We start from the raw sequence: 24,335 nt of genomic DNA, 5'->3' as shown, positions 1-24,335 counted from the left end.
TGATAATGATTTTAATGTGATTGATTTTTAGACTTTTAGCACTATGTGTATGGCTTAAATGTTTTTAATTTTATCTCTTAGATTCTGTGATTTTTTAGAAAGATTTTCATAATCATCTGATAGACGTTCTAAATATTTTTTAATGTTTTCTCCATTAAATTCTGCTTCATTAACTAATTCAATTGCTTTCTCAAGTCATCTTAAGTTTTTCTTGAGAATTTCTAATAAGTCCTCATTTGCAATTGATTTAGAAATTTTATCAAGTATTACAATGTTATCAATTTGTCTAAATAAATTAATTTTATTTAGTATCTGCATTCTTTTTTTATCAACTGATTTTAATTCAGTTGTTATTACATTTTTAGCTTTTATCCTATGATTAAGAGTTTTTGGATTTTTGTAAATAAAATCAATTCTGTGAATATCATCTGAATTATAAATTCTTAATTCGTTTAATATTGTTGTGATTTCTGCATTATTAAGAAAATTCTTATTCTTTTTCTTATATTGTGCTTCAAAAAGAGCGAAACCAACTAAAGAGGCAATTAGGCCAGGATCTGACTCATCAGTAATCTTGCGAATTGATTTTTTCTTAAGAATTTCTATTGTATTTTTAAAGTAGCTTTTATCTTCGTAACCTTTAGACATTCACTTTAATGAAATTTCTTGTTTAGATGTAAATTTATCCTTAAAAATATTTGCATTATGGCAAATTGTTTGGTTGCCTAAAACTGTTTTTATGATTGTATTTTCTAAAACGGGATTTCAGCCATAAAACACAAACTTCTCATTAATATTATAAACAGTTAAATCTTTGACTTTCATTCCATTTAATTTAGCTATATCAGCTAACAATTTAATTCTGAATTTTTTGAAGTATTCTTTTTTATCGTAATTTCTAAAGTTAATAACATTTGTTTTTATTTGCATTTCTTGGTTTTTTTCATTATTTGGATATTTCCCAATTGTGTATGCAAACGGAATTGAATGAAACTTAGATGTCTTTAATTCATCATAAATAAGAGCGTGTCTTCTATCTATTGCTTCGAAGTCAATGTATATTTCTATTTTCTTATTCATTTTTACCTAGTTTTTAAAGTATGCTTAATTACTTCGATAAAGTTATCTAATTGCAATGATGCCTTACCAACTAAAAATCCATTGATATTTGGTTGTGCGCATAATTGTTCAATATTTTGACTTGTAACACTTCCTCCATATTGAACAATAACTTTGTTATCTAGCAATTGCGAAATGAACCCACAAATTTCATTTGCAAATTCAGGAGTAGCTGAATGACCTGTTCCTGTAGCTCAAATCGGCTCATAAGCAATGATGAATTTATCTAAATCAAGACCTTTAGTTGTTTCTAAAACTTGTTGCTTAATAATTTCTTTAGTTTTATTGTTTTGATAATCTTCTAAACTTTCACCAACACAGATTAAAGGTGTAATCCCGTGTTCAATAGCAATTTTAGCTTTAACATTAACTCTTTCATTAGTTTCAAAGTGATGTAATCTTCTTTCGTTGTGTCCTAAAATAACGTATCTAACGTTTAAATCATTCAGCATAAGAGCACTAACTTCACCTGTGAATGCACCGAATTGATGAATAGACATATTTTGAGCAACTGGTAGTACAAATTTACTTATAGCACTTGTGAATGCAGGTAAACTTGGATAAGGTGCTGCAATTCCAACTTTAATGCTTTTAGGAATATTTAATTCCTTGAGCGATAAAACTAAATCATCTAAATAACTCAATGTTTGAGTATAAGTTTTATTCATTTTTCAGTTTCCGATTATTAAAAAGTCTTTCATATTTACCTCTTTTATTTATTTTATTTTATTTAAAGAAAATAAAAAGAAATCAATAATTAAATTATTGATTACTCTTCATCTGTTCATTCAAATTGGAAACCGTAAATAGAAACAGTGTCGCCATATTTAACACCTTTTCTAATTAACTCTTCTCAAACACCCATTTTCTTTAAGATATTATTAAATCTAACAAGGTTGTCAAATGTATTGATTGGAATACGGTTGTATAATTCTTCAACTTTTTTACCTGAAACTTCGTAGTATCCGTGATATGGATTTGTAACAACAAAATCAGGTTCATACTCAATAACTTTTTCCTCTTCTTCTTTTTCTTCAATTGGTTGAGCTTTGTTATTGATAATTAAGTCTCATAATTTAGCTTTAACTTCTTCTAAGTTTTCACGTTTGATTGCAGAAATTGAAACAACTTCAACATCCGGATATTTAGCTTTGAATTCTTTTAAGTGAGCTTTGAAAGCTGGTAAATCTTCTTTGTTAGCAATTACTAATTGTGGCTTTTGCTCTAATTTTAAATTGTATGACTTAAGTTCATTGTTAATAACTCCATAATCTTCAACAGGATTTTTTTCTTCTGAACCAAAGTCAATAATGTGAGCTATAACTCTGCAACGTTCAATGTGTTTTAAGAATTGAATTCCTAAACCTTTACCTAATGCAGCGCCTTTGATTAATCCAGGCAAGTCAGCAACTGTAAATGAATCGTCAAAATATTTAACCATTCCTAATTGTGGCACAAGAGTTGTGAATTCGTATTCAGCAACTTTAGCTTTTGCATTTGAAACAGCATTTAAGAATGTTGATTTACCTGCTGATGGCTTACCTACAACACCAACATCTGAAAGAATTTTTAACACAATGTGTGCTTCAAATTTTTCTCCAGGTAATCCATTTTCAGAAATTCTTGGAGCTGTATTTTTAGCTGTTTTGAATTTAGTGTTACCTCTACCACCTTTACCACCAGAAGCTATTAAATATGGCTTATGTGCTTCAATAATATCAGCAACTAAACGTTTACCATCATAAACCAATGTCCCAACAGGTACCTTAACGTATGTGTCTTCTGCATTGGCTCCATAAAGATTTTTAGGACCACCTTTAACTCCATCTTTTGCAACAATACGTTTGTTTTGGTAGAAAGTTAAAAGAGTATTTTTACCTAAGTCACCTACAAAGTAAACATTTCCTCCTCTTCCTCCATCTCCACCGTCTGGACCACCTTTATCAACGTGTGCTTCTCTACGGAATGAAACCATACCATTTCCACCACGTCCAGCTTGAATTGATACATAAACTTCATCTATAAATTTGGCCATATTTTTCCTCCTTTATGGTAATTAATTTAAATTAATGTAATTATATTCTAAAAATATAATTAAGTTATGCAAATGCATTTGTTTTTGTTAAAAAACAAACTCACGTTTGTGAGTTTGAAATTTTAAAGATAATCATTTACTCCAGCGAATGTTTGCTCATCTGGACGGTTAATGTTTCAGTAACCTGTATCAATTCTCTTTTGAATTTTTCTTTGTTTGTGCCCTTCTAACATTGCTCATACTCAAGAACAAATGAAGATTGATGAGTAAACTCCAATTGAAATTCCAAATAACATAACGATGTTAAATGACATATTTGTAGCATTGTTAAAGCATAATAGAACTAAAATAGCTAGAATTGTTGTTCCTGATGTATATAAACTTCTCTTGAATGTTTGTGCAATTGAGTGGTTAACAATTGACTTGATATCATCTTTTTTAAGAATTTTTCCATTGAATTTGGTTTTAATTGTTTCACGTATCTTATCAAATGTAACAACAGTATCATTGATACTTAAACCTAAAATTGATAACATAGCAGCAACTATGATTGTTGAAACTTGTAATCTTGTAATTACAATGAAAGCAATAACCATTAAGAAGTCGTGAACTAAACCAATAATTGCTGCAATTGAGTAAGTTCAACTCATTCTGAATAATAAGTAAACAATAATTCCAACAAAGCTGATTACAGTAGCTAAAACTGCATTTAATACTAATTTGTTAGCTTCACTTGTTGAAATTGTGTAACTAATAATTTCAACGTTTGCATTATTACTTAAAATATCAGCTCTAATTTTTTCAACAACATCTGCTGATAATGATTGACTTGTTTTAATCATTACAACATATTCATTTCCTGAAGCACTTGCTTTTGAGAATGAAACTATTTGGTCAACATTTTCAATATTATATTTTGCAGCATTATCTGCAAGTACTTTTTTAATAGATTCAGCATCTTCTAATGTAATAGCAGAGCCAATTGATGGTTGAACAGTTATATTTGTTCCTCCAGCAAATTCAAGTGATTTATTAAATCCTCCTCAAATATTGTGTTCAGATGCTGAAAGTGAAATGAACACAATCAATCCAATAAGAACAAATATCGCAGAACCAAGTGCAAATCATTTTGATTGTTTCAAGTAATCAAAGTTTTCGATCATTGCACCAAGTTTAGTTTTATGGTTAATGTATCTTTTTCTGATGCCTAACATATAAAGTTTGTTATCGAACATACCTGTTCCAACTAACATTGACGCTAAAAATCTTGAAAAGACTAACATAATTAACAATGTACATAAAACAGATAATACAAGTGTAATACTAAATCCTTTCACATCTTTTGTGCCAAAGTAGAATAGGATAAATCCAACAATTAAAGTTGTAACGTTTGCATCGATAATTGATGACATACTTAGCTTATTAGCATTCCTGAAGGACTTCTTCAGCGAGTCTCCAGTGTAAACTTGCCGTTTTAGTCTTTCAAAAGTAATAACGTTTGCATCGACACTAATACCAATTCCAATAATTAAGGCAGCTAATGTAGCCGGTGAATATTCTCCTCTTAATACTGTGAAGATTAGTAATGTTAAGAAAATATAAAGAGCAATTGAGATTGTTGATAATGCACCAAGTAATCCATAGTTAACTAACATAAATATTGAAATTAAACTGAAGATAACAATTCCGGCAATCATTGCATAGTTAAATGATGAATTATTTAAATCAGGTTGCACATAAACATTTGACAATACTTCTAACTCATAATCACTTAAACCAAAGTTAATTTGGTTAGCTAAGTGTTGTGCTTCTTGAGCTGAGAAATTACCTGAGATTTGTACGCTTTCACCATTTAATGGCTCATTAACTGAAGCGTTTGAAATCATATAAGCATTTGCATTAAATTCAAACTCTTTTAAAGCATTTTCAACTCTTCTAGGGTAACCGGTTGAATTATCAATTGAGTAAGCTTGGTTTGTAACGTGAATAAAGTTTCATAAATTATGTCCTGATTGATCTCAATCTTCAGGAAACTCATTTTGTGCAATTGATAATAATTTTTCAATATTTAATCACATTAAAACACGTTTGTCTTGTTGACTTGAAACATATTCAGTTGCTTTTGTTCATTCAACTTGACTATCTGGTCTAAGTTTTAGACTAACTGAGTTTTTACCATTTGATGTATTTGCTTGTGATGTTGCAGAATCTTGTAAAAATGGTGGAATTCATTTTGAAGCAGGTATATCTGTAGGAGAGCCATCCACTCCAATAGGCTCACCAACTTTAAATGAACCTTCATAGAATAATGGTCTTAACTGTCCATCAGTAATTGTTAATAATGGTTTATCAACAATTTCATTTTGGAAAAGAATTCTCTCTGAATCGGTTAATTGACCTGATTTAGTGATTCTTATTTTTCCATCACCTTCAGAACTAACTGTAATTCCATTTAAACCGGTACTATTAAGCCTGTTATATAACGATGTGTTAACAAGATTTGTAAGTTGATTGTCTGCGTTCTTCTTATCTTTTTGAACTTGGACTAAAACTTCAATTCCTCCACCATACTCAATAGATTTATTTACATTTTTACCAATGTAAAATAAACTACCAAAAACGATAGCTAAGATTGTTGAAATAATTGTGATAGTGCTTATCACAATTCTCTTCCAATTGCTTAACTTAAAAAATTCTGATATTCTGCTTCTTAATTTCATAATTAGTATTAATTCTACCAAAAATATGCTTTATTTTTTATCTATAAGATAAAAAGAAATTAAAACTAAATTGACAGGTTTTGTCTTAGTAAATAATCTATTCCTAAAGATGTTATTTTTCTTCCTCTAGAAGTTTTTTGCACTAATTTTAAGAGCAATAAGATTGGTTCTATTTCATTGACTATATCGTATTTGTTATGTAAGGTTAAACCGACAATAGTGTCTAATGAAACCGATTTTTCTTCAAATCCATCTTTTAAAATTTGAAGATATTCAATATGATCCTTTGTTAAACCATATTCATATAGGTCAAGATATTTAAAAGTTTTCTTAATAATTTGCTTTGTAATTTCACCTTTTTCTGAAGAAAGTGCAAAGTCTAAAACTCTATAAATTAAGTGATTTGCTAACCTAGGTGTATTTCTTGAATAGGAAGCAATGTACTTAATTAGTTCGTCATCTAAATTTAAATTTAACTTTGAACAAGTGATTTTTAAGATTTTGCAAATATCTTTTAATGTGTAATTAACTAATCTTCCAATGTAACCAAACCTATCTTTAAGAGGTTGTGAAATTTCATTGAATTTTGTAGTTGCTCCAATCAAAGTGAATGGTTTTAATTTCATTCTAATCGGTCTAGAATTTCCATCCACACCTATGATTAAGTCAAAAACAAAATCTTCCATTGCAGCATAAAGAAATTCAACAACATTTTTATTAATGCTGTGAATTTCATCAATAAACACAATATCATTTTCATTTACAACTGATAAAACACTAATTAAATCAGCTTTCTTTTCAATGTTTGTTCCTTGTACAAAGTGAATTTTGCTACCTTTTTGGTTAGCTATGATAGTTGCTAAAGTTGTTTTACCCATACCAGGCATTCCATAAAATAAAATGTGATCTAAAGGTTTATTTTGAACTTTAGAACTCTGTATCATAGCTAAAAGTGTTTGTTTTAATTTATCTTGACCAATGAATTTTTCAAAACTATGCGGTCTTAAATCTATTGTCTTCATCTTTTTGAGTTGCTATAAATTTAATGCTTTCTTCCACCATATCTTCGAGCGATTGATTTAATTTAACATTTTTAACTGCACTTTCAATTTGACCTTTGGTAAATCCTAAAACTAATAATGATTTATATAACTCATCTTTCAGTTGTAATTTTTCAGCTTTTTTAGCATCTCCATTTGTTAATATTTTTGCTCATTTGTTACCTAATTCAAAACAAATTAAGTTTGCCATTCTTTCAGTAACAAATGGAATTGATGCTAATTCTTCAGCTTTATGATCAACGATTAATCGAGCTACATATTCTCATCCTTTTTCAAGAATGCTCATTGCAATTTTAGCCCCTACTTTTTCTATACCAATAAGGTCGATAAATAATAACCTTTCTTTAAATTCTTTGAACCCATAAGTGTGTGTCATATAATCTGTTCTGTATTCAAATAAATATAGTTTCGTCTTTTGTCCAACTTCTCATCTTTTGTCGTCAGCAACAGTTACTATGTATCCATCTCCTTTTGATTCTAAAATAATGTTTGATTTGTTTTTATAAACTATTTCTCCGATTGAATATAATTTCATTTTTTGTCCTCCACTTATTTAGTAAAAACTCTCAAAAAGGAACAAAAAAAGAACAGTTACCTGTTCTAGTTTATAAATTTAATTAAATTATTAGTTGTTACGATCTAATAAAGCTTTGTACCCTTGTACTTTTTTACCTTTATAAAATCCACAGAATTTACATACAACATGTTGTTCAATTTTGTTTGAACATTGCTTGCAATTTACAAGGTTAGGTAATTCTAATGCTGAATGACTGTTTCTTTTGTGTTTACGTTGTTTTGACGTTTTACGTTTTGGAACAATGGCCATTGTTACCTCCTTTTTAATATTTTGACTAGTCTAAAAGCTTTTATATTATAGTATAAAAGGTAAAAAATAATAGTCCATTTTTAGATTTTTTAGTGATATTTTATAATGTAAAAAAATAAGTAGCAAAGCTACTTTTAATTATTTGATAAGTGAAACTTCTGTTGAAGAATCTAATTTTTTAACCACTTGATCAAGTGTGATTAATTCTTTTTTCAATAGCACTGATGTAACGATTGGAAGGATTACTGCACATAAGAAACCTATAATTTGTAAAATCATATTTTTTCTAAATAGTGATGCATATTTTGAATCTAATTTTCCATTTGCAATTAATGCAAAAATAGATTTTCTAATATCTAACATAAATACTATGCAAATTACATTAAGAATTCCAAATATAAGTATCAATGTTACTAATCATCATTGAGACATAAGTGCACCCAAATCTAAAAGTGAAATTACAGCATTTAATGAAGTAGTCGATTTTTTGTAATTTGTAAGTGCCATTAAAAATGCAAAGTATGAAAAACTTGAAATAAGCACAAATATAGAAATAACTAAAATTGCTATGTTGAATTTAGCTAATTTCGGTTTGAGATCTTTAATAATACTTAACATAATATGTTCCTTTCAGGTTACTAAACATATTTAGTAACCAAGTATTTTTTAAATCATATGTAATCAGTTATATTTATTAGCATTCTAAAACTCATATATTTATATTATAATAATTTTATTCATGAAAAGTTTTATTGCAAGAAAAAAGAACATTGTTGGAATTGTGGCTGAATACAACCCATTTCACAACGGTCATATTTATCAAATAAATTGAATTAAAGAAAATATTCCTAATGCTTATATTATTGTTGGAATGACAAACAAATACACTCAACGTGGAGAATTCCCTATTGCATCATTCTGACAAAGAGCTAAAATAGCAAAAAAATATGGAGTTAATAAAGTTATTAGGCTTGATGATCAAAAATCAATTCAAGCAGCTCATATTTTTGCATCAAATGCTGTAAAACAGCTTGCTAAACATAAAATAAAATACTTAGTTTTTGGTTCTGAAACAAATGATATTGATTTGTTTTATAAAATCGCAACAACTATAAAAGATAATATTGATGAATACAATAAGAAAATTAAGTTCTATTTAAAACAAAATGGAACAGGATTTCCTAGAGCGGCTTCTCAAGCTTTATCTGATTTAATAGGAGTCAGCATAACTTTACCTAATGATATTTTAGGAATAGAGTATGTTAAAGAAATTGTTAATTCAAATTTAGATATTAAAGCAATTTCAATTCAAAGAACAATTCCATTTCATTCAGATAAAACTATGTCTAATTTTGCAAGTGCTTCAAAAATTAGAAGTATGATTAAAAACAATGAAGACATTTCTGCGTTCACACCTATGAGACTAGTTTATAAGTCAAAAAATGATATTGCAAGTACTTATAAAAAGTTTAAGAAAATAGTAAATAAAAAAACACCTCAACAATTAGCTTCAATTAAAATGATTGATGAGGGTATGGAAAATTTATTTAAAAAACAAGTTAATTTAAATGATGATTATTACTCATTTATTGATGCATGTGTATCGAAAAGGTACACAGCAAGCAGAATAAAAAGAGCATACCTTAGTATATTATTGAATATTAAAAAAGATTAATTTAATAAATATAAAGCCCTCAAGGTTCTAATTTCTTCTTATTAAATTTTTTAAATAAGAATTTAATTCTTACATAACCATTTGTTTTATTAATAATTACATTATGTGTAACATTGTTGCACATAATTTTTTTTCAAATTAACTTTTTAGTCTTAAATGTTGAGACAGAAATCTTTTTAAGTTTTGGATTGTATTTTAGAATCTTGTATCTTTTGAAAATTGAAGAGTTGAATAAATCAAAAAATCTATCTTCTCAATTAATAACTGAATTTAAATTATTTTCATTGTTATTGAATGACTTAAATGGAATTTGATATCCAAATAATTTAGGTGATATTAACAATAAATTTAAAACGTTTGATAATGATTCTGTTTTGTAAATTAAGACATCATTAAACTTATTGATGAATGAATTAGGATCGAATATGAAGTTTAAATTGTTTTTAGCAAAAACAACTTTATCATAGTCTCCAATGTTTCTCACTTTATGTGTATCCAACTTAGTAAATACATCATAATTTTTGAATAGTTTACATACTTTTAAAGCTTTGTCGTAGTACTTTTCATATAAAGTAATCTGAGTTACGGTTACAGCTAAATTATCAATTGCTTTTTTGATTAATTGAATATGAGGTTTATGAATATTATTTTGCTTATCATTAAGAAAATCAAATAAACCTGAAATGACAACACTAGAAATTTCATATTCAATTTCAAGTCACTTATAAATTTTTTCAAAATCTTTATGTAACTGATTATTTGAATTTGCAAGAGATTCTAAATCCATCATTTGTGTGTTCAATAAATCAACATACTTTGTCTCATCTGGTGATGTTTCATTATTCAATTTTTTTTGAACATCGAAACCATTATGTCTGCTCAATAATTCTGCAAACGAAGTTATATTATCAAACTTAATAATTCCTTGAATTTCAACATTTAATTTCTTTAAGTTAGAAACAAAACTTTTCAATTTATCTATTTTCTGTAAGAAAATTTGCTCAGTATTTGTTTTTGATGATAATAAATCAAAGTTATATAAAGAATATAAATCAGGTAAAACAATAACAAATTTTTCATCAATGTTTGAAGTAATCACTTTTAGCACTTGCTCATAGTAATTTTGGATAACTTCAATATTTTGTGATTTAACAATTTGAGAATCCAAGTAAATAAATGTTTTATTTATTTTTAGCGAAATTTTGGATCATAAACATTTCGAAAATATCATATGAATCAACTCCTGAAGTTTTTAATAATTTATCTGTTTTAGATAATTGTTCAATTATTTTTTGCACTCTATCAAAACCAAATCTTTTTAAAATCATCACGTGAACAAAAACTCTTTTTTCATTCATATTTAAAGCTTGTGAAATTTCAGAGATATTAAGTCCTAAACTTTGATATCAGTAAATTCTATTTACTAATGTAAACGTTGAAACAAAGTTTGCGAACAACAATATAACAGGTGTGTTTTCGTTTTTCTTTTGTTCAAAGATCTTATACATAGCTTGAAAATCATCTCTTGAAATAGCATTAGAAAATTCAAAAGGATCATCTGATGGGTAAGACGCAATGGTTTGCTCAATTATATCTTCTGTAATCGTTTTGTTTAATAAGCACAACTTATTAATTTCATTATTAATAATTTTTCAGTCATTAGGTAATTTTTGTAAAAATACCAATGCAGTTGTTTTATCTATAGCAATATTATTTTTCGCAAATTCACTTATAACATAGTCTGCAAGCTGTGTAGGCAACAATGCAGCTATTTTTTTAGGTTTTTTGCATAGTTTTAATGCATCGTCGCTTATAACTCTTTTATTTATTATTTCTGTTTTGTAAATTAAATAAACACTAATATTTGAATCAACTGATTTTAATAAACTTAATAAATACTCATTTTTAGAATTATCTTTAGATTTTGCAGGTTTGCTAAAACTAATATTCTCGAGGATGATTAGTTTTCTAGAAGAAAATAAACCATTGCTTAACAAAATCTCATTCAATGTATCAAACGAGCTTAAATATGAGTTGTTGTCAAAAATAAAAATATCTCTTTCAAGAACAGCTTTTTCCTCAGATTTAATTATTGACTTAATGTATTCTAAATCAGTTCCATAATATAAATTCATATCATTCCTTTAAATTCAAATATTAAAATTATTATACAAAGATATTCAAATATTCTATTAGCTCTTTATTACTGTATTAGTACTAAAAAGGTATAAAAAAATAGCACAAAGTGCATTAAGTTGGTGCCTTAGACAGGATTCGAACCTGCACGGATTTCTCCAGTGGATTTTGAGTCCACGGTGTCTGCCATTCCACCACTAAGGCATATTATTTATTATATCAATTTTTAATCATCTAAAAATAAAACAAACTGAATAATCAGTTTGTTAAATTTGCTATTAAACAAGAAAGTGATAAATAATAAGAATTGCAAAAACAAAACTTCTTACTTAAGGTATTTTATAATTCAGGATTGAACTAACAATAAGAATTTATTATCATTTTTCTCTTTTGTAAAAATCAATGAAAAAGATAATTAACATTTTACCTACTTATAATAAGCATAATGCATTAATATAAGAAATTTGACTTTTTGAAAATATTCATTTAGTAAAAGGGTATAAAAATGCACATAGGTTTAAAGCTATGTGCAAGGATTATTAGGCATAAATAATAATTGTGAAGATAATTGATAAAAGTAAATAAATTGAAAAGTTAAATACAAACGGAAACTTAGATGGTGTAGGTTTGTCTATTTGTCTTTTTTTAGTTTTTTCCTTTGTATGAAGATAAGCTCTCTTTTCTTCATTAGACATAGACTTTAGTCTTCTTTGTTCTTTAGCATCTTGTAGATTAGTTCAAGACATCTTGAATTTTTCAATACTTTTTTCTAAAAAACCAAGTTTGAAAATAATACATAATAAAGCCACTAAACAAGTAACATAAGCTGGAATTGAAAAACCGTTTATGAGTATGTTGTAATGGTATTTTTCCTCAACTAATAATGCATTATTTTTTCCTAAATATGCACCAACTATCACAAAGTATATAACTAGAAAAGCTAGTGATATTAAATAAAATCTAAGTGTTACAAATTCAAATTTTAATTTATTTAAACTTCTATATATTAACTTTTTCATTAATTGTATTTACCTTCTTTTCATTTTTTAGCTTGTTCATCAGTTGCATAAATATAATGTTTATTTTTCTCAACTGTATGAATTGTTGCAATATTAGGGAATTGTTGTTCATCTAAATATGATAATTCAAACTTAACATCTTGGAATTTTTCATTAGCATTTGAAATTTTAGGTATTGCTTTGAATAAATTAAGTGTATAAGGGTGAATTGGTTTTGCATAGATTTCTTCAGTTTGCCCTGATTCAACAATTTTACCTAAATGCATGATCTGAACTCTGTCAGCGACATATTCAATCATTGATAAATCGTGTGCTATAAAAATCATAGCAATATTTTTTTGTTTACATAAATCTTTTAAAAGGTTCACAACTTGAGCTTGGATAGAAATATCAAGTGAAGCAATCGGTTCATCTGCAACAATTACTTTAGGTTCTGTAATTAATGCTCTTGCTATAACTATTCTTTGTCTTTGACCACCACTAAACTCGTGTGGATAACGGTAAGCAAATTGTTTTAGCAACCCAACATCTTCTAAAGATTTGTAAATTATATTTCTTACATATAAGTTACCTACTCTTAAGAAACGATATGGAGCAATTAAGAATTTAACAAAATTAGCACATCATCTGTTTTGAAGTCACATATCTAAACTTGAAATTCCCATAAGCAATCTAATATCACTTAAGTTTGCATTTAAATATTTTGTTTCAATTTTGAACGATTCAATTCCATTTAATCTATCTGAAACATTTGTTTTATAGATATTTAAATCAATTTGTCTTTGTTTAATTAAAGCATTATTTCTAGATGCTTTAGGTTCTTTGAGTAGTGGTTCAATTAAGTTTTCTTTGTAAAACTTGATAAAGTTAGCGTGATTTTTCTTGAAGTTTTCGAAAATCACATTATCTTTACTTCTTAACTCTTGTTGGAATTTTAATGCTTCATCAATTTCTGCTCTAATGTCATAAATTCTATTTGAGTATTCTTGTAAGTATTTTGCAAGTTCAAAATTAAACACTTCTTGTTTTTGTTTAAGCTCTTCTTTTGCAACTTCGATTTGATCACTTACATCTTGAGGATCTTTAAAGAAGTCTACAAACATTCTAAAGAATGTTTTATTTTTTGTTTTTTTAGCTTCTTTATAGTTTTGACGTAACTTAGAACCTAAATGCTGTGATCTTTGAATGAATTTTGAAAGATCAAAATTGTATTCTTTTGAAACTATGTTTTGAAGTTCTTTGATTGATGATTTAAATCTTGTATCCACATTTAATTTTGTATAAAAGTCCTGTGAGTAAGCTCTAAACTCATCTGAGAGCTCAACTAAATCTTCAAATGATAAAAATTTAAGCAAACGATAATTTTGTTTTAACTGTCTATATAAGCTATAGTTAATTAAATAAAGTTTGTATTCGTGAAAATATAAGTCTAAAAATGTTGTGCTTCTTGCATCATTTTTGTGCATTGTGTATTCGTTTTTAACTTCTGCTAAAAAGTTTTTAATTGATGTTTTTGAAATTGACACAGTATCCTTGAAATTCACTTTTTGCTCTTTGTAGTAGGCTTTTTGGTCATTGTATAAATCTTTTACTTCAAAGTACTCTGGGCTAAAACTTGCAAGCTGTTTAACTTTTTTGTATTTAAGTTTAGCTTCCTCAAGATCAATTTCATCTAAGTCGATTTTTCTATGTCTAAAGTCAGATTCTTTTTGCTCAAATAATTGAATTAACTTCTCATTATTTTTATAAAGGTTGTTAATAACTTGAGAGTTAATTTTTGTTCTCTCTTCTAAATATGCAAAATATGAGTTAAATTGATCATCAATATTGTTTTCAATATCAAATTGAATGTTTTCAGATAACTTTTCTCATTTTTTAATTAATGGGATGTGAAGTTTGTTAATTATTTTTAAGTTTTCGAGTCTTAACAATAACTCTCGTTCTAAAAATGTGTATCTGAAGTTATTTGTGACATCTTTTCAATCTTTTTTAATGTTTTTAATTTTATTTTTAATTATTCCATTAACAATTAATGGTTCTTTTAAAATACTGAAAATTGTATTTTGTCCATTAAGCGATGCCATTGGGTCTTGGAAAATCATTTGGATGTTTTTGTGCATAAATTTCTTACGTTTTTTAGAAATTCTTTTTCCTGAAATGATTTTTCCATCTAATCTAACAAAACCGTTGTAGTCATTATATAAACGTAATAATGAACGTCCGATCGTTGTCTTACCTGAACCTGATTCACCTATGAGACCTACTATTTCACCTTCTTTTAAATCAAAAGAAACATCATCAACAGCTTTGTTAACATTGTTTTTGTTAACAAAGTATTTTTTAAGATTAATAATTTCTAATATTGTTTTTTTACTCATTAAACACCTTCTTAAAACTTTCTAATCTAGCTTGTAATTCTTTTGATAATTCAACTTTTGGAGCATCTGGATGCAATAATCAAGTAGCTGCTCAATGTGTTGGTGAAACTTCGAATAAAGGAGGTTCTTTAAGAAAATCAATTTCTAATGCATATTGGTTTCTTGGTGCAAATGCATCTCCTAAAGGTAAGTTATTCATATCAGGTGGCGTTCCACTGATTGAATATAATCTATCTTCTCTATTTTCAGGAATAGCTGAAATTAAAGCTCACGTGTAAGGGTGTTTTGGTTCTGTGAAAACATCCTTTTTTGTTCCTTTCTCAACTATTTTTCCTGCGTACATTACATAAATGTAGTCACAGAATTTAGCAACAACTGAAATGTTGTGTGAGATTAAGATAATTGTAATATTGAATTCTTGTCTAATATTTTCAAATAATGATAACACGGAAGCTTGAACTGTAGGGTCAAGTGCTGTTGTAGGTTCATCAGCAATAATTAAACTTGGTTTAAGTGCAACAACCATTGTAATAACAACACGTTGTTTCATACCACCACTAAGTGTGTGTGGATACATATCAAAAACAGCTTCAGCTTGACGAATTCCAAAACGCTTAAGTAGCGAAATTAAGTATTCTCTTTTTTCTAAGTATGTTGATTTTTTTCATTCAGGATTTTTGTTAAGTGCATCTAATAATTGTTTACCAATTTTTCTAGTTGGGTTAAGTGATGTAAGTGGGTCTTGAGGAATATAACCGATTTTATGTCCTCTAATTGTCTCTCAGAATTTATCTTTTTCGCTACTGAGTAAGTTAATTCCATCAATTTCCATTTTATCAGCTGTAATAAATGAGTTCTCATTTATGTTGAGTAATGATTTGGATGTAACTGATTTCCCTGAACCAGATTCACCTACAATACCTATGATTTCACCTTTTTTGATTTTTAAATCAACACCACGTACGATAGTAATAAATTTATTTCTTCTTAATTTAAATGAGACTTTAAGGTTTTTAACATCTAATAATAAATCTTTGTTTTCCATAAATTTACCTCCTATCTTGTTTTAATAACTTTTGGATCAAGAGCATCGTGAACTCCTAATGCAACAAAGTGAAGTGAAACTGAAATTAATAATAAGATTGATGCAGGTAAGATTAAGATAAATGCGTTATCTCCTGCTTGTGATGCTGCGTTAGATAAAATCGTTCCTAAGTTAGCACTATCTGATTTAAAGAATCCTAAGAATGCAAGTGATGAAATTTGCATAATAATTGATGGAATAGATGCAACGAAGCTTGTTGAAATTTTTCCAATGATTGCAGGCAATGCATGTTTGTAAATTAATCTAGCTTTTGATGCACCGATTGATTGTGAAGCTGTAATGTATTCTTGATCTTTAACAGTAATTATGAACATTCTTGTACTTCCAACCGATCTAACTCAACCAATAAATACAAGTGCTATTCCTAAAGTTAAGTTTGATGTACCAAATGTAGCAGCAAAGATTAATAATCAAATCATTGTTGGTGGTGCCATAAAAATATCAATAAGTCTCATTATTGTTGTGTCAATTCAAGTTCCTACATGGAAACCTAAATAAGCACCAATCGCAACCCCAATAATTGTTTGAATTGTAGCAACTATTAAAGCTAATTTAATTGCTTCTCAAGTTCCAACTCAAGACTGTGTTCATATATCAACTCCAGCTTGGTTTGTTCCTAAGTAAGTAGATAATGAAAATTGTGGATTGTGATTTAAGATAGCCTGAATGTATTCTCTAGCTTTTTCAGCTGAAACTGATGGGTCAATTTGTGATTTTTCTAAAGCAATACCAATATTTTGAACTTTGTTGAACACGTAAGCATTAACTAAAACTTTGTTTGTTGAATCTGAGATATCAACAATTTTAATTGCATTAGCAGGATTATTTTCACCAAAGTAAATAAAGTCTCTTCATAAAACTCCACCATAATAATCTCTACTTGCTCAAGTATTAATTAATGTCTCATAGTTATCAATGTGACCTTGAGCAGGATATCAAGGACTGCTCATTGGTGGTAGCCCTATGATGTTACTTGTTGATGAATCAATGTATTTGCCAACTTGCATTGTTTGTGGGTCAATTGTTCAAATTCCAACTGAATTATAAAGTGGTTTTGTAGCTGAATACTTTGCAGTTTCAGTTACAAAAATTGAAATTACTAAGATAGTTATAAATACAAATAATGCGGCAACTGCAACTCAGTTTGTAAAGAAACGCTTAATTATTTCAACTAAAAGTTTTTTAGGTTTACCAGCGATTGAATTAAGCGAACTATCATCTTTAGGAGCAAATTGTGAAATTGCTGGACGAATGCTATCTAAAGATAATTTATATTTTTTTTCAAATTCTCTTGCGTTCATATTCGCTCCTTTCTATGATTGTTTTAATTTTTCATTTTCTTTAAATTGTTTATTTCTTAAGAAGTAGTTTCTTATAAATCTTGTAACACTATATGGGTTAGATGCAGAGTATTTAATTCTAGGATCTAAGAAAGCAAATGATATATCTACAAGTATTGTTGTAAATAAACTAAGTGATGTGAAGAACACTGTTGAGAACATAATGATGTTAATTTCACCATTAGGGAATGCTTGCGTAATAACTTGTGATGTACCAGGTACTCCTCAGTAAGTTTCAATAACAATTCCACCACTTAAAAGAGGAATGTAAGATGGAATTAAAATTGCAGCAAGTGGGATTGAAATATTTCTTAAAACATATTTAAAGAAAATTTCTCTTTTGCTTAAACCTTTAGATTTAGCAATTAAAATGTAGTTTGATGTAAGAACTGTAATAACTTGGTTTCTTGTGTAAGTAATGTACCCTGATAGTGAACCAAGCACGATAACTAATATTGGTGGAAGTCAACTTAATATCATTTTGCCTACACCATAGGCTTCAACTTCAGCAGGGTTATTAAAGTTAATGAAATTTGGTGGAAAGTTCATTGAGAACAAGATTGAAATAATAATAGGTGCGATAACAAATGATGGAAGCGCTATAAAGACAAGTGCAAAGAAGTTAATTGATGCATCAGCAACTGTTCCACGTTTGTATCCTGAAACTATTCCTAAAGTAATTCCGATAAGAGAAGAAATTAAGAAAGCAGGTAATGTGATGATAATAGAGTATTTAAGGTACTTAAAGAAATATTCAGGAATTGTTTTAACGTCTGCATTTTCTAAAAGTGAATTATTGAATGGATATCCGAATGGGTTTGATGGGTTGCTAAATAAATCTCCAACTCAGTAACCAAATCTGATAACCGGATTTAGTTTCATATTAAATCATTCTGTTTTAACATTCTCATAAATCAAATTATCAGGTATTAAATGGTACTTAACTGAGTTTTCAAACAACCTTTTCATCTCACCTGCATTAACTGCTGAAGAATTATTTTCACCAGCTTGCTCAAGTGCTTTTTTAGCAAATGGGTTATCTGAAAAATGAGCAACCATAAGGTAAACTACCATTATAATGATAAACAAAGTAACGATAGCAAAGCCTATACGTTTAAATAAGTATTTAAGCATTTTTCTCCTTTCAATTATTTTCCATTAACTGTTCTAATATCTACTCAATATGGAATTTCTGTTTCAAATTCAGGAATTAAATAGTTAGGGTTTTTGAGTGTTTTAGCAAGTATTGATGTACTCATATATGAGAATGCACTTGGTACTGCTCCAACAAAGTTCCCAATTTCTTGTGCTAAATGAACTAAATCTAATTTTGAGACCATTTCACCAGTAACTGGATCTGGATTTTGTGTGTAATCTAATCAGAAGTTTGCATTTAAGTTATCTCAAGATGTATATGAACTTAAGTTATCTGATTCATCCATTCTGATTAATTTTTCACCATCCCATTTGTACATACCCATAATGTTTGAAAGATGTTGAACTTGACTGTTTGTTAAATTAAATGTAACTTGCTCTGGTGTAATTGATAATTTATTTCCATCGATTTTGATAAATTCACCAAGTCTTTGTGCCGCTTTATAAAGCTGAGGATATAAAGCTTGCATTTTTTGTGCATATTCAGGGTCAGCTAAAATTGCAAGCATTGCAGTAGTTATATGAGCTCTTTGTGCGATTCCTGTAATACCTGAACCAATTCCGTTGTAGTCGTATCCTCATCCCATTAAGTCTACCGGAGATGGTGTTGTAGTTCAGAATCCTCTTCACTCGTCTTTATCTATTGGTTTGATTAATTTAATGTTTAATCTAGGATCTAAACCATTTCAAGCTTTAATAAGTAAATCAAGTGCATTAACTGCTAAAGTTGGATAGTTGAAGAATCTATAAAAGATACTAATATCTACTGTTTTACCTAGGAGAGTAGGGTTTTGAGCATAAACTCTATCGAGTAAGTCTTTCATTCTTGCTTTAAGTTGCTCATAAACAACACTCTTAACTGAATCATCAGCTGTTGTATTAATGTTTTGAGTATCGCTCGGATTAATTAAGTTTCCAATTGCACCGAAATCAACTCTTTGTCCTGTTTGTGAATCTACTACAAAAAATGCATTAACAATATCACTATTGCTTCTTAAACTATTTGTAGTCGAGTTATCTAAAGCGTTTGAATTAATATCATTATCAGGCGCAAGGTAACTTACTCACCCAACTGCAGGTTGTGGTTTTCTTTGCATCATACCTATTGTGTTTCAGTCAATTGCAGCTGATAAAATTGTTTTAAATTCAGCTCCTGTACCTACAGATACTGATTTAATTGCATTTTTAGAAGATTGAGAAATTGCTTCGGCAGTTGACATATTTCACATTACATATGAATAAGCATCATTAAAGTAAGTTGTTGATGAACCTTCTTTTGGTAAAAGTGATCAAATAAAGTTTTTTGTTAATGAACCTTTATTTGATAACTTAACTGAGTTAAGTCCATAGTCATTTGGATCTTGCAACACTGCATCTCTTCTTTTTTGAGTTAAGGCTGTGAATGGATATGATGCTTTTTGACCAAATAAATATTGGTTATATGATGAATCATCAAAAATTGCAGCATCAACTAAATAGTTTTGAAATCTTGAAGAGAACTGATTAATTGTTGTTGGGTTATTAACAAACTCTGAATCTCAATAATGCATATTTTTAAATGTTGATTGAGTTAATGTGTCTGAATTAAATTTAGAACCATAGTATTTTCCGGCAAATAAAGTTTTGTCCTGTGAAAATCCATATCAGTAGATACCTGAATCTTTTGCAAGTCCATCAATCGATTGAACTGATTGTCTAATTTTGTTAATTTTGACTTCATTACCTTGATCTTCTTTAGTTTGTGGAGTTATGTCCTGATCATTTCTTCTGTTTTTATCTTTAATAAATTCAGATGGAGCTGCAGCAAATTCATATGATTTAGTAATCATATCTAAAATATTTACAAATGATGCAGTTGCGTTTTCGTTAAGACGTTCAAGCCCGAAATATGAGTGTCCATCTTTGTTAACAACTGAATTTGAACGATCTAATATTTTGTCTAAGCTTACATTAAATAAATCGAATAAATAAGAGTTTGTATATTGTTGTCTATCATCAAAAAGTTTATTTGGTTCAGATAACATCGATCTAATATCATCATCTGCTGTTTTGCTTCCACCATTTTGCCTTCTAAATAGTGTGTCATTCATTTTTGTTCTTAGAATTGAAATGTAAAAGTCATCTGCAACAACAGGATATTGTGTTTTATTACCGTTTGAATCAACTCAAAATACACCATTTCTAATTCTAAATTCCATTCTGTGAGCTAAACCAACTTTTTCGAAGAAGTTAGCTGAGTTAATAGAACGTGGATTAGATGAAGTTCTTTTAACAATACTTGTTGTGTAGTAATCTACATTAAGCACATCATCGTGTTCAGTTGGCGCAGGAACTAATCCAGCGTCATCTTGATCAAAAACAATAGCTTCTAAAATTGGCTTACCATTTGGGTCAACTAATTTAGTTCCGTTTTCTTCTTTTTGAACATATAGAATGATTGCATCAGCTAAATCTAATTTAAATCTTTGTAATGTAGGTTGTAAGATAAGCTCTGTTTTCTTGTTTGTAATTCCAGTTTCAGAAAGTGATGATTTTTCATTGTTAATAAATTTTGCCTTACCTGAACTTTCTAAGGAAATAAGAGATGAATAAGTTGTTCAAAGTAATGGGTCAACTGGATTACCATATCCAGCACTTGCATCTCACGGATATGTGCTTGATGAATAAACTGAGTTATATACTTCTTGATAAATTTGTTTTTGAGAGAATCTATCACTAACTTTAGATTTATTGAATGCAATATTAGGATAAAGAATGTTTTTAACTTGTTCACTTGTTAAAAAGTTATTTTTACCAGCATTTTCATCAACATAATCTTGGCCATATGAAGCTAAATCATCTTCAATTAATTGAGCTTGATAATTTCTAGCTAATTTATTATGAAGATTGAATTTTTCTAATTCAACTTTCATTTGTTCTGCATATTGGGAATTGAATTGACTTTCGATTTCGACAAGTTTTGCTCTGTAGGCATTATCAGCAGCATTGAATTTTTCATTGGTTTTGTTGTATTCAGCTCCTGCAGATTTTATTTGTTCTGTTAATTCGTTTAGCTTTTGTTGTCTTTGTTCTGCGAAACTTGAACCCATTAAGACATCTTCATTAATTAACTGTGTTAATTTATCTAATGTACGTTTGGCAATTTCTTGTTTAGATTTAATATCTCCAATTTGCTCGTTTAAATCTTGAATATTTTGTTCTAGCTGACTAATTGATGATTTGAATTTTTGCGCCTCTTCTGAATCTTTATCTTCTAACTTCTCATATTCAGCAGTTTTTTCTGCAAAAGATTTTTTATTAATATCAAGATTAATATTTTGGTTTTCTAACTCTTGCTTTAATTTTTCAATATTAGAAAGTGTTGCGTTATATTGTTCTGATTTAGGTGTTGAACCTTCTTCTAAAATAACTTTATAAGATTTATTTGAGTAGCTCCCTAATATATCTAAAACTTCTAAGTTAACATCATTGTTTTTAGGTAAATTATCAACTGCTAAAATTAACCCAGCTAAATCATTTGAGCTAGACACTAAGCTATAAAAGTTTCTTTCTGCTTGCAATGAAACCAATTTTCTAAATGAATTTGTATTTTCATTTTTAGCAGCTCTATATTCAGTTTCAGTATCGTGTAATTGTGCATAAAGAGCTTCTTTTTTAGCATAATACTCTTGATATTTTGCTCAAGCTTCATTAGCAAGATTTGTTTCTTGGACAGATAATCTTTGATAATTTGCTCTCTCTGCACTGCTCAAAGGTGGTTTTTCCGGTTTATCACCTGTATTCGAACACGAAGCAATTACTAATGGTGATATTATGGACAAACCGGATATAGCACCTAATAATAATTTTTTGTATTTTTTCACGGATACCTCCTTATTTTTTATCTAATTTGAAAATTTTGTTTCCTAATTTAATTCATTGATTTACTAAATCTGATAAGTAATCAAAGCTTTGTTTATAGAAGTTTTTATCAAGTAAATCAACTCCAACTTTTTTAAGAATTTCAAGTGGATAATCACTTCCACCGGCTTTTAAGAAATTGTCAATGTAGTTATCTAATTCTTCTTTACCTTTTTCTTTATATTGAGCAAAGAAGTAATTTGCTGTTAATTGTCCAACTGCATATTTATATACATAAAAACCATAGTAATAGTGAGGTACATAAATTGAGCCCAAGTTTTCTTTAGCTACATATTTAGCTTTTTTACCCTTTTTAGATTTGTATTTAAATTTAAGTGAATTTTCGTGGTAAAGTTTTGAAATTGCTTCATAGCTTCCTGCAACACTTCCTTCTTCTATACCTTTGTACAAGTTGTATTCATATGAAGCTCATTCAACTTGTCTTACTACTGTACCAATAAACCCTTGAATAATTTTTGATAAGATTTCAAATTTAAATAAGTCGTTTTTAGATGTTTTAAGTAAGTAGTCATATAACATTGACTCGTTGAAAATTGATGCAATTTCAGCCAAGAAAATTGGATATGAGCTAAGTGGTAATGGTTGATATTTAGTTGCAAAATATGAATGCATTGAGTGACCTAATTCGTGAGCTAAAGTTTCTACTGAATCTAATTGACCATCAAAGTTCATTAAAATGTACTTCTTATCAATTCCATAAGTTCCACCGATACTGTAAGCTCCTGAACGTTTGTTTTGGACACTCATAAAATCAACTCAATTTTCTGTTAATGCTTTGTTAGCTTCGTTTGCGTATTCTTCGCCAAACGGTTTTACAGCTTCATTAACTAAATCAACCGCTTCTTCAACTGTGTATGAGGTTTTAACATTTACAAGTTCTCTTAATGTATCTCATTTTTCCATTTTTGACTTATATTTAGCTTTATAGAATTTTTTGTATGCTTCTGAATATTTAGCTAATACTTTAATGTTTGAAGCAACTTGATCAAATAATGTTTGTAAGATTTCATCGGTAACTTTATCTGAATTAGTTAACATCATAACTGCTGATGGGTATTTTCTAACTTTTGCAGCTACGGTTAAGCTCTTAAAGTGTTGGAATAAAGTTTCTGCTAACGAATCTTTGTGTTTGTAGTAAGCATCTCAGAACTTTTCAAAAGCTTGCTTTCTAACTTCTTTTTTATCTGATTTAAGTAATTGATTTCTATTTGTTTTATTTAATTTAATTTTCTTTTTGTCTGATAACTCAACATATCCATAATCTAATTCTGAATTAGTAATAATTGAGAAAATGTTGTGTGGATCAGGTTCTCCATATGATGTTTGCAAAATGTATTCTTCAACATCATCACTTAATTTATGTTTATGTTGTTCAATTGTTTCTTCAATTTGCATTTTGTAATCTGCTAATCTTGGATCATCTTTTCAAACTTTCATTTTGTCCAAGTTTGCATAAAATCTATTAATTTCAGAACCAAATTCAGTTTCAAGTTGATTATCTAAAAATTCAACATCTTGTGATTTTTTGATAATTTCAGGATCAATTAAATTAACATTTTGCTTGTTACTTAAATAATTAGAAACCTTGTTACTAATAAGTGTTAATTGCTCACTAACTTTTAAATCTTCTAAATACGCTTCAATTGAGTCATATTTTGAATCTTTATTTTTAATTCTTTCTTTGTATAGTGCTACATACTCATCGATTCAGTCATCTAATTTTTTACCTTGTAAAATGTCTTCTAAATCTCAACGATATTTTTTAGGTACATCTTCATATTTTTTGTATTGTTTTGCTTTCATAATAACTCCAAATAATTAAATAAAAAGTTTTGTAGAACTATA

General features: G+C 28.3%; 18 protein-coding genes and 1 tRNA gene. 1 reads left to right on the top strand and 18 read right to left on the bottom strand.

The genetic code is table 4. The annotated features are described in order from the left end of the window. Window positions 1-54: 54 nt before the first annotated feature. The 8 genes from VBN07_RS00305 to VBN07_RS00270 all read right to left on the bottom strand — a co-directional run bounded on the left by VBN07_RS00305 (window position 55) and on the right by VBN07_RS00270 (window position 8,379). Window positions 55-1,080 carry a hypothetical protein gene (locus VBN07_RS00305; protein ID WP_323177354.1) on the bottom strand — a complete coding sequence of 342 codons (1,026 nt, stop codon included), beginning with the start codon at window positions 1,078-1,080 and terminating at the stop codon, window positions 55-57. 2 nt (window positions 1,081-1,082) lie between these two features. Next, window positions 1,083-1,820: a triose-phosphate isomerase gene (gene tpiA / locus VBN07_RS00300; protein ID WP_323177353.1), complete on the bottom strand. Its 738-nt coding sequence runs from the start codon at window positions 1,818-1,820 to the stop codon at window positions 1,083-1,085. 68 nt (window positions 1,821-1,888) lie between these two features. Then, window positions 1,889-3,154, bottom strand: coding sequence for a GTPase ObgE (gene obgE, locus VBN07_RS00295; RefSeq protein WP_323177352.1), 1,266 nt, complete (start codon window positions 3,152-3,154; stop codon window positions 1,889-1,891). A 122-nt stretch (window positions 3,155-3,276) separates the two neighbouring features. Continuing rightward, complete coding sequence (gene secDF, locus VBN07_RS00290) at window positions 3,277-5,874, bottom strand: protein translocase subunit SecDF (protein ID WP_323177351.1); 2,598 nt, start codon at window positions 5,872-5,874, stop codon at window positions 3,277-3,279. Window positions 5,875-5,939: 65 nt separating this feature from the next. After that, a complete protein-coding gene (ruvB, locus tag VBN07_RS00285) occupies window positions 5,940-6,896 on the bottom strand; it encodes a Holliday junction branch migration DNA helicase RuvB (RefSeq protein ID WP_323177350.1) in 957 nt (318 codons plus the stop codon). Beyond that, window positions 6,868-7,470: a Holliday junction branch migration protein RuvA gene (gene ruvA / locus VBN07_RS00280; protein WP_257088892.1), complete on the bottom strand. Its 603-nt coding sequence runs from the start codon at window positions 7,468-7,470 to the stop codon at window positions 6,868-6,870. The genes ruvB and ruvA overlap by 29 nt, the downstream gene beginning before the upstream one ends. Window positions 7,471-7,560: 90 nt before the next feature. Beyond that, entirely contained in the window at window positions 7,561-7,761 is a 201-nt protein-coding gene (gene rpmF, locus VBN07_RS00275) for a 50S ribosomal protein L32 (RefSeq protein ID WP_257088893.1), read from the bottom strand. A gap of 138 nt (window positions 7,762-7,899) precedes the next feature. Beyond that, window positions 7,900-8,379 carry a hypothetical protein gene (locus VBN07_RS00270; RefSeq protein ID WP_323177349.1) on the bottom strand — a complete coding sequence of 160 codons (480 nt, stop codon included), beginning with the start codon at window positions 8,377-8,379 and terminating at the stop codon, window positions 7,900-7,902. Between the two features lie 121 nt (window positions 8,380-8,500). Here VBN07_RS00270 and VBN07_RS00265 point away from each other — a divergent pair, with 121 nt between their 5' ends. Beyond that, on the top strand, window positions 8,501-9,436 hold the full coding sequence (locus VBN07_RS00265; protein ID WP_323177348.1) for a nucleotidyltransferase: 936 nt from the start codon (window positions 8,501-8,503) through the stop codon (window positions 9,434-9,436). A gap of 1 nt (window position 9,437) precedes the next feature. On the opposite strand, the gene VBN07_RS00260 is transcribed toward VBN07_RS00265, so the two are convergent. The 10 genes from VBN07_RS00260 to pepF all read right to left on the bottom strand — a co-directional run bounded on the left by VBN07_RS00260 (window position 9,438) and on the right by pepF (window position 24,293). Continuing rightward, the gene (locus VBN07_RS00260) at window positions 9,438-10,667 is read right to left on the bottom strand and encodes a hypothetical protein (RefSeq protein ID WP_323177347.1); all 1,230 of its coding nucleotides are present in this window, start codon (window positions 10,665-10,667) and stop codon (window positions 9,438-9,440) included. Further along, a complete protein-coding gene (gene holA, locus VBN07_RS00255) occupies window positions 10,618-11,571 on the bottom strand; it encodes a DNA polymerase III subunit delta (RefSeq protein WP_323177346.1) in 954 nt (317 codons plus the stop codon). Before holA ends, VBN07_RS00260 begins: the two co-directional genes overlap by 50 nt. Before the next feature lie 121 nt (window positions 11,572-11,692). After that, window positions 11,693-11,776, bottom strand: a tRNA-Leu gene (locus tag VBN07_RS00250). A 335-nt stretch (window positions 11,777-12,111) separates the two neighbouring features. Next, window positions 12,112-12,591, bottom strand: a complete 480-nt coding sequence (locus VBN07_RS00245) for a DUF3899 domain-containing protein (protein WP_323177345.1) — start codon at window positions 12,589-12,591, stop codon at window positions 12,112-12,114. Further along, the gene (locus tag VBN07_RS00240; RefSeq protein ID WP_323177344.1) at window positions 12,591-14,969 is read right to left on the bottom strand and encodes an ATP-binding cassette domain-containing protein; all 2,379 of its coding nucleotides are present in this window, start codon (window positions 14,967-14,969) and stop codon (window positions 12,591-12,593) included. The genes VBN07_RS00245 and VBN07_RS00240 overlap by 1 nt, the downstream gene beginning before the upstream one ends. Next, window positions 14,962-16,014, bottom strand: a complete 1,053-nt coding sequence (locus VBN07_RS00235) for an ABC transporter ATP-binding protein (protein WP_323177343.1) — start codon at window positions 16,012-16,014, stop codon at window positions 14,962-14,964. The genes VBN07_RS00240 and VBN07_RS00235 overlap by 8 nt, the downstream gene beginning before the upstream one ends. Before the next feature lie 11 nt (window positions 16,015-16,025). Beyond that, window positions 16,026-17,375: an ABC transporter permease gene (locus VBN07_RS00230; protein WP_323177342.1), complete on the bottom strand. Its 1,350-nt coding sequence runs from the start codon at window positions 17,373-17,375 to the stop codon at window positions 16,026-16,028. Window positions 17,376-17,387: 12 nt separating this feature from the next. Then, entirely contained in the window at window positions 17,388-18,548 is a 1,161-nt protein-coding gene (locus VBN07_RS00225) for an ABC transporter permease (RefSeq protein WP_323177341.1), read from the bottom strand. Window positions 18,549-18,562: 14 nt separating this feature from the next. Next, window positions 18,563-22,432, bottom strand: a complete 3,870-nt coding sequence (locus tag VBN07_RS00220; protein WP_323177340.1) for an OppA family ABC transporter substrate-binding lipoprotein — start codon at window positions 22,430-22,432, stop codon at window positions 18,563-18,565. Between the two features lie 10 nt (window positions 22,433-22,442). Further along, on the bottom strand, window positions 22,443-24,293 hold the full coding sequence (gene pepF / locus VBN07_RS00215; RefSeq protein ID WP_323177339.1) for an oligoendopeptidase F: 1,851 nt from the start codon (window positions 24,291-24,293) through the stop codon (window positions 22,443-22,445). Window positions 24,294-24,335: the final 42 nt, after the last annotated feature.

Origin of the sequence: Mycoplasma sp. 4404, from assembly GCF_034863325.1 — a bacterium.
In the GTDB taxonomy this organism is placed as follows: domain Bacteria; phylum Bacillota_I; class Bacilli_A; order Mycoplasmatales; family Metamycoplasmataceae; genus Mycoplasmopsis.
The sequence above is the reverse complement of the archived record's forward strand: the minus strand, read 5'-3'. Positions and strand labels throughout refer to the sequence as shown.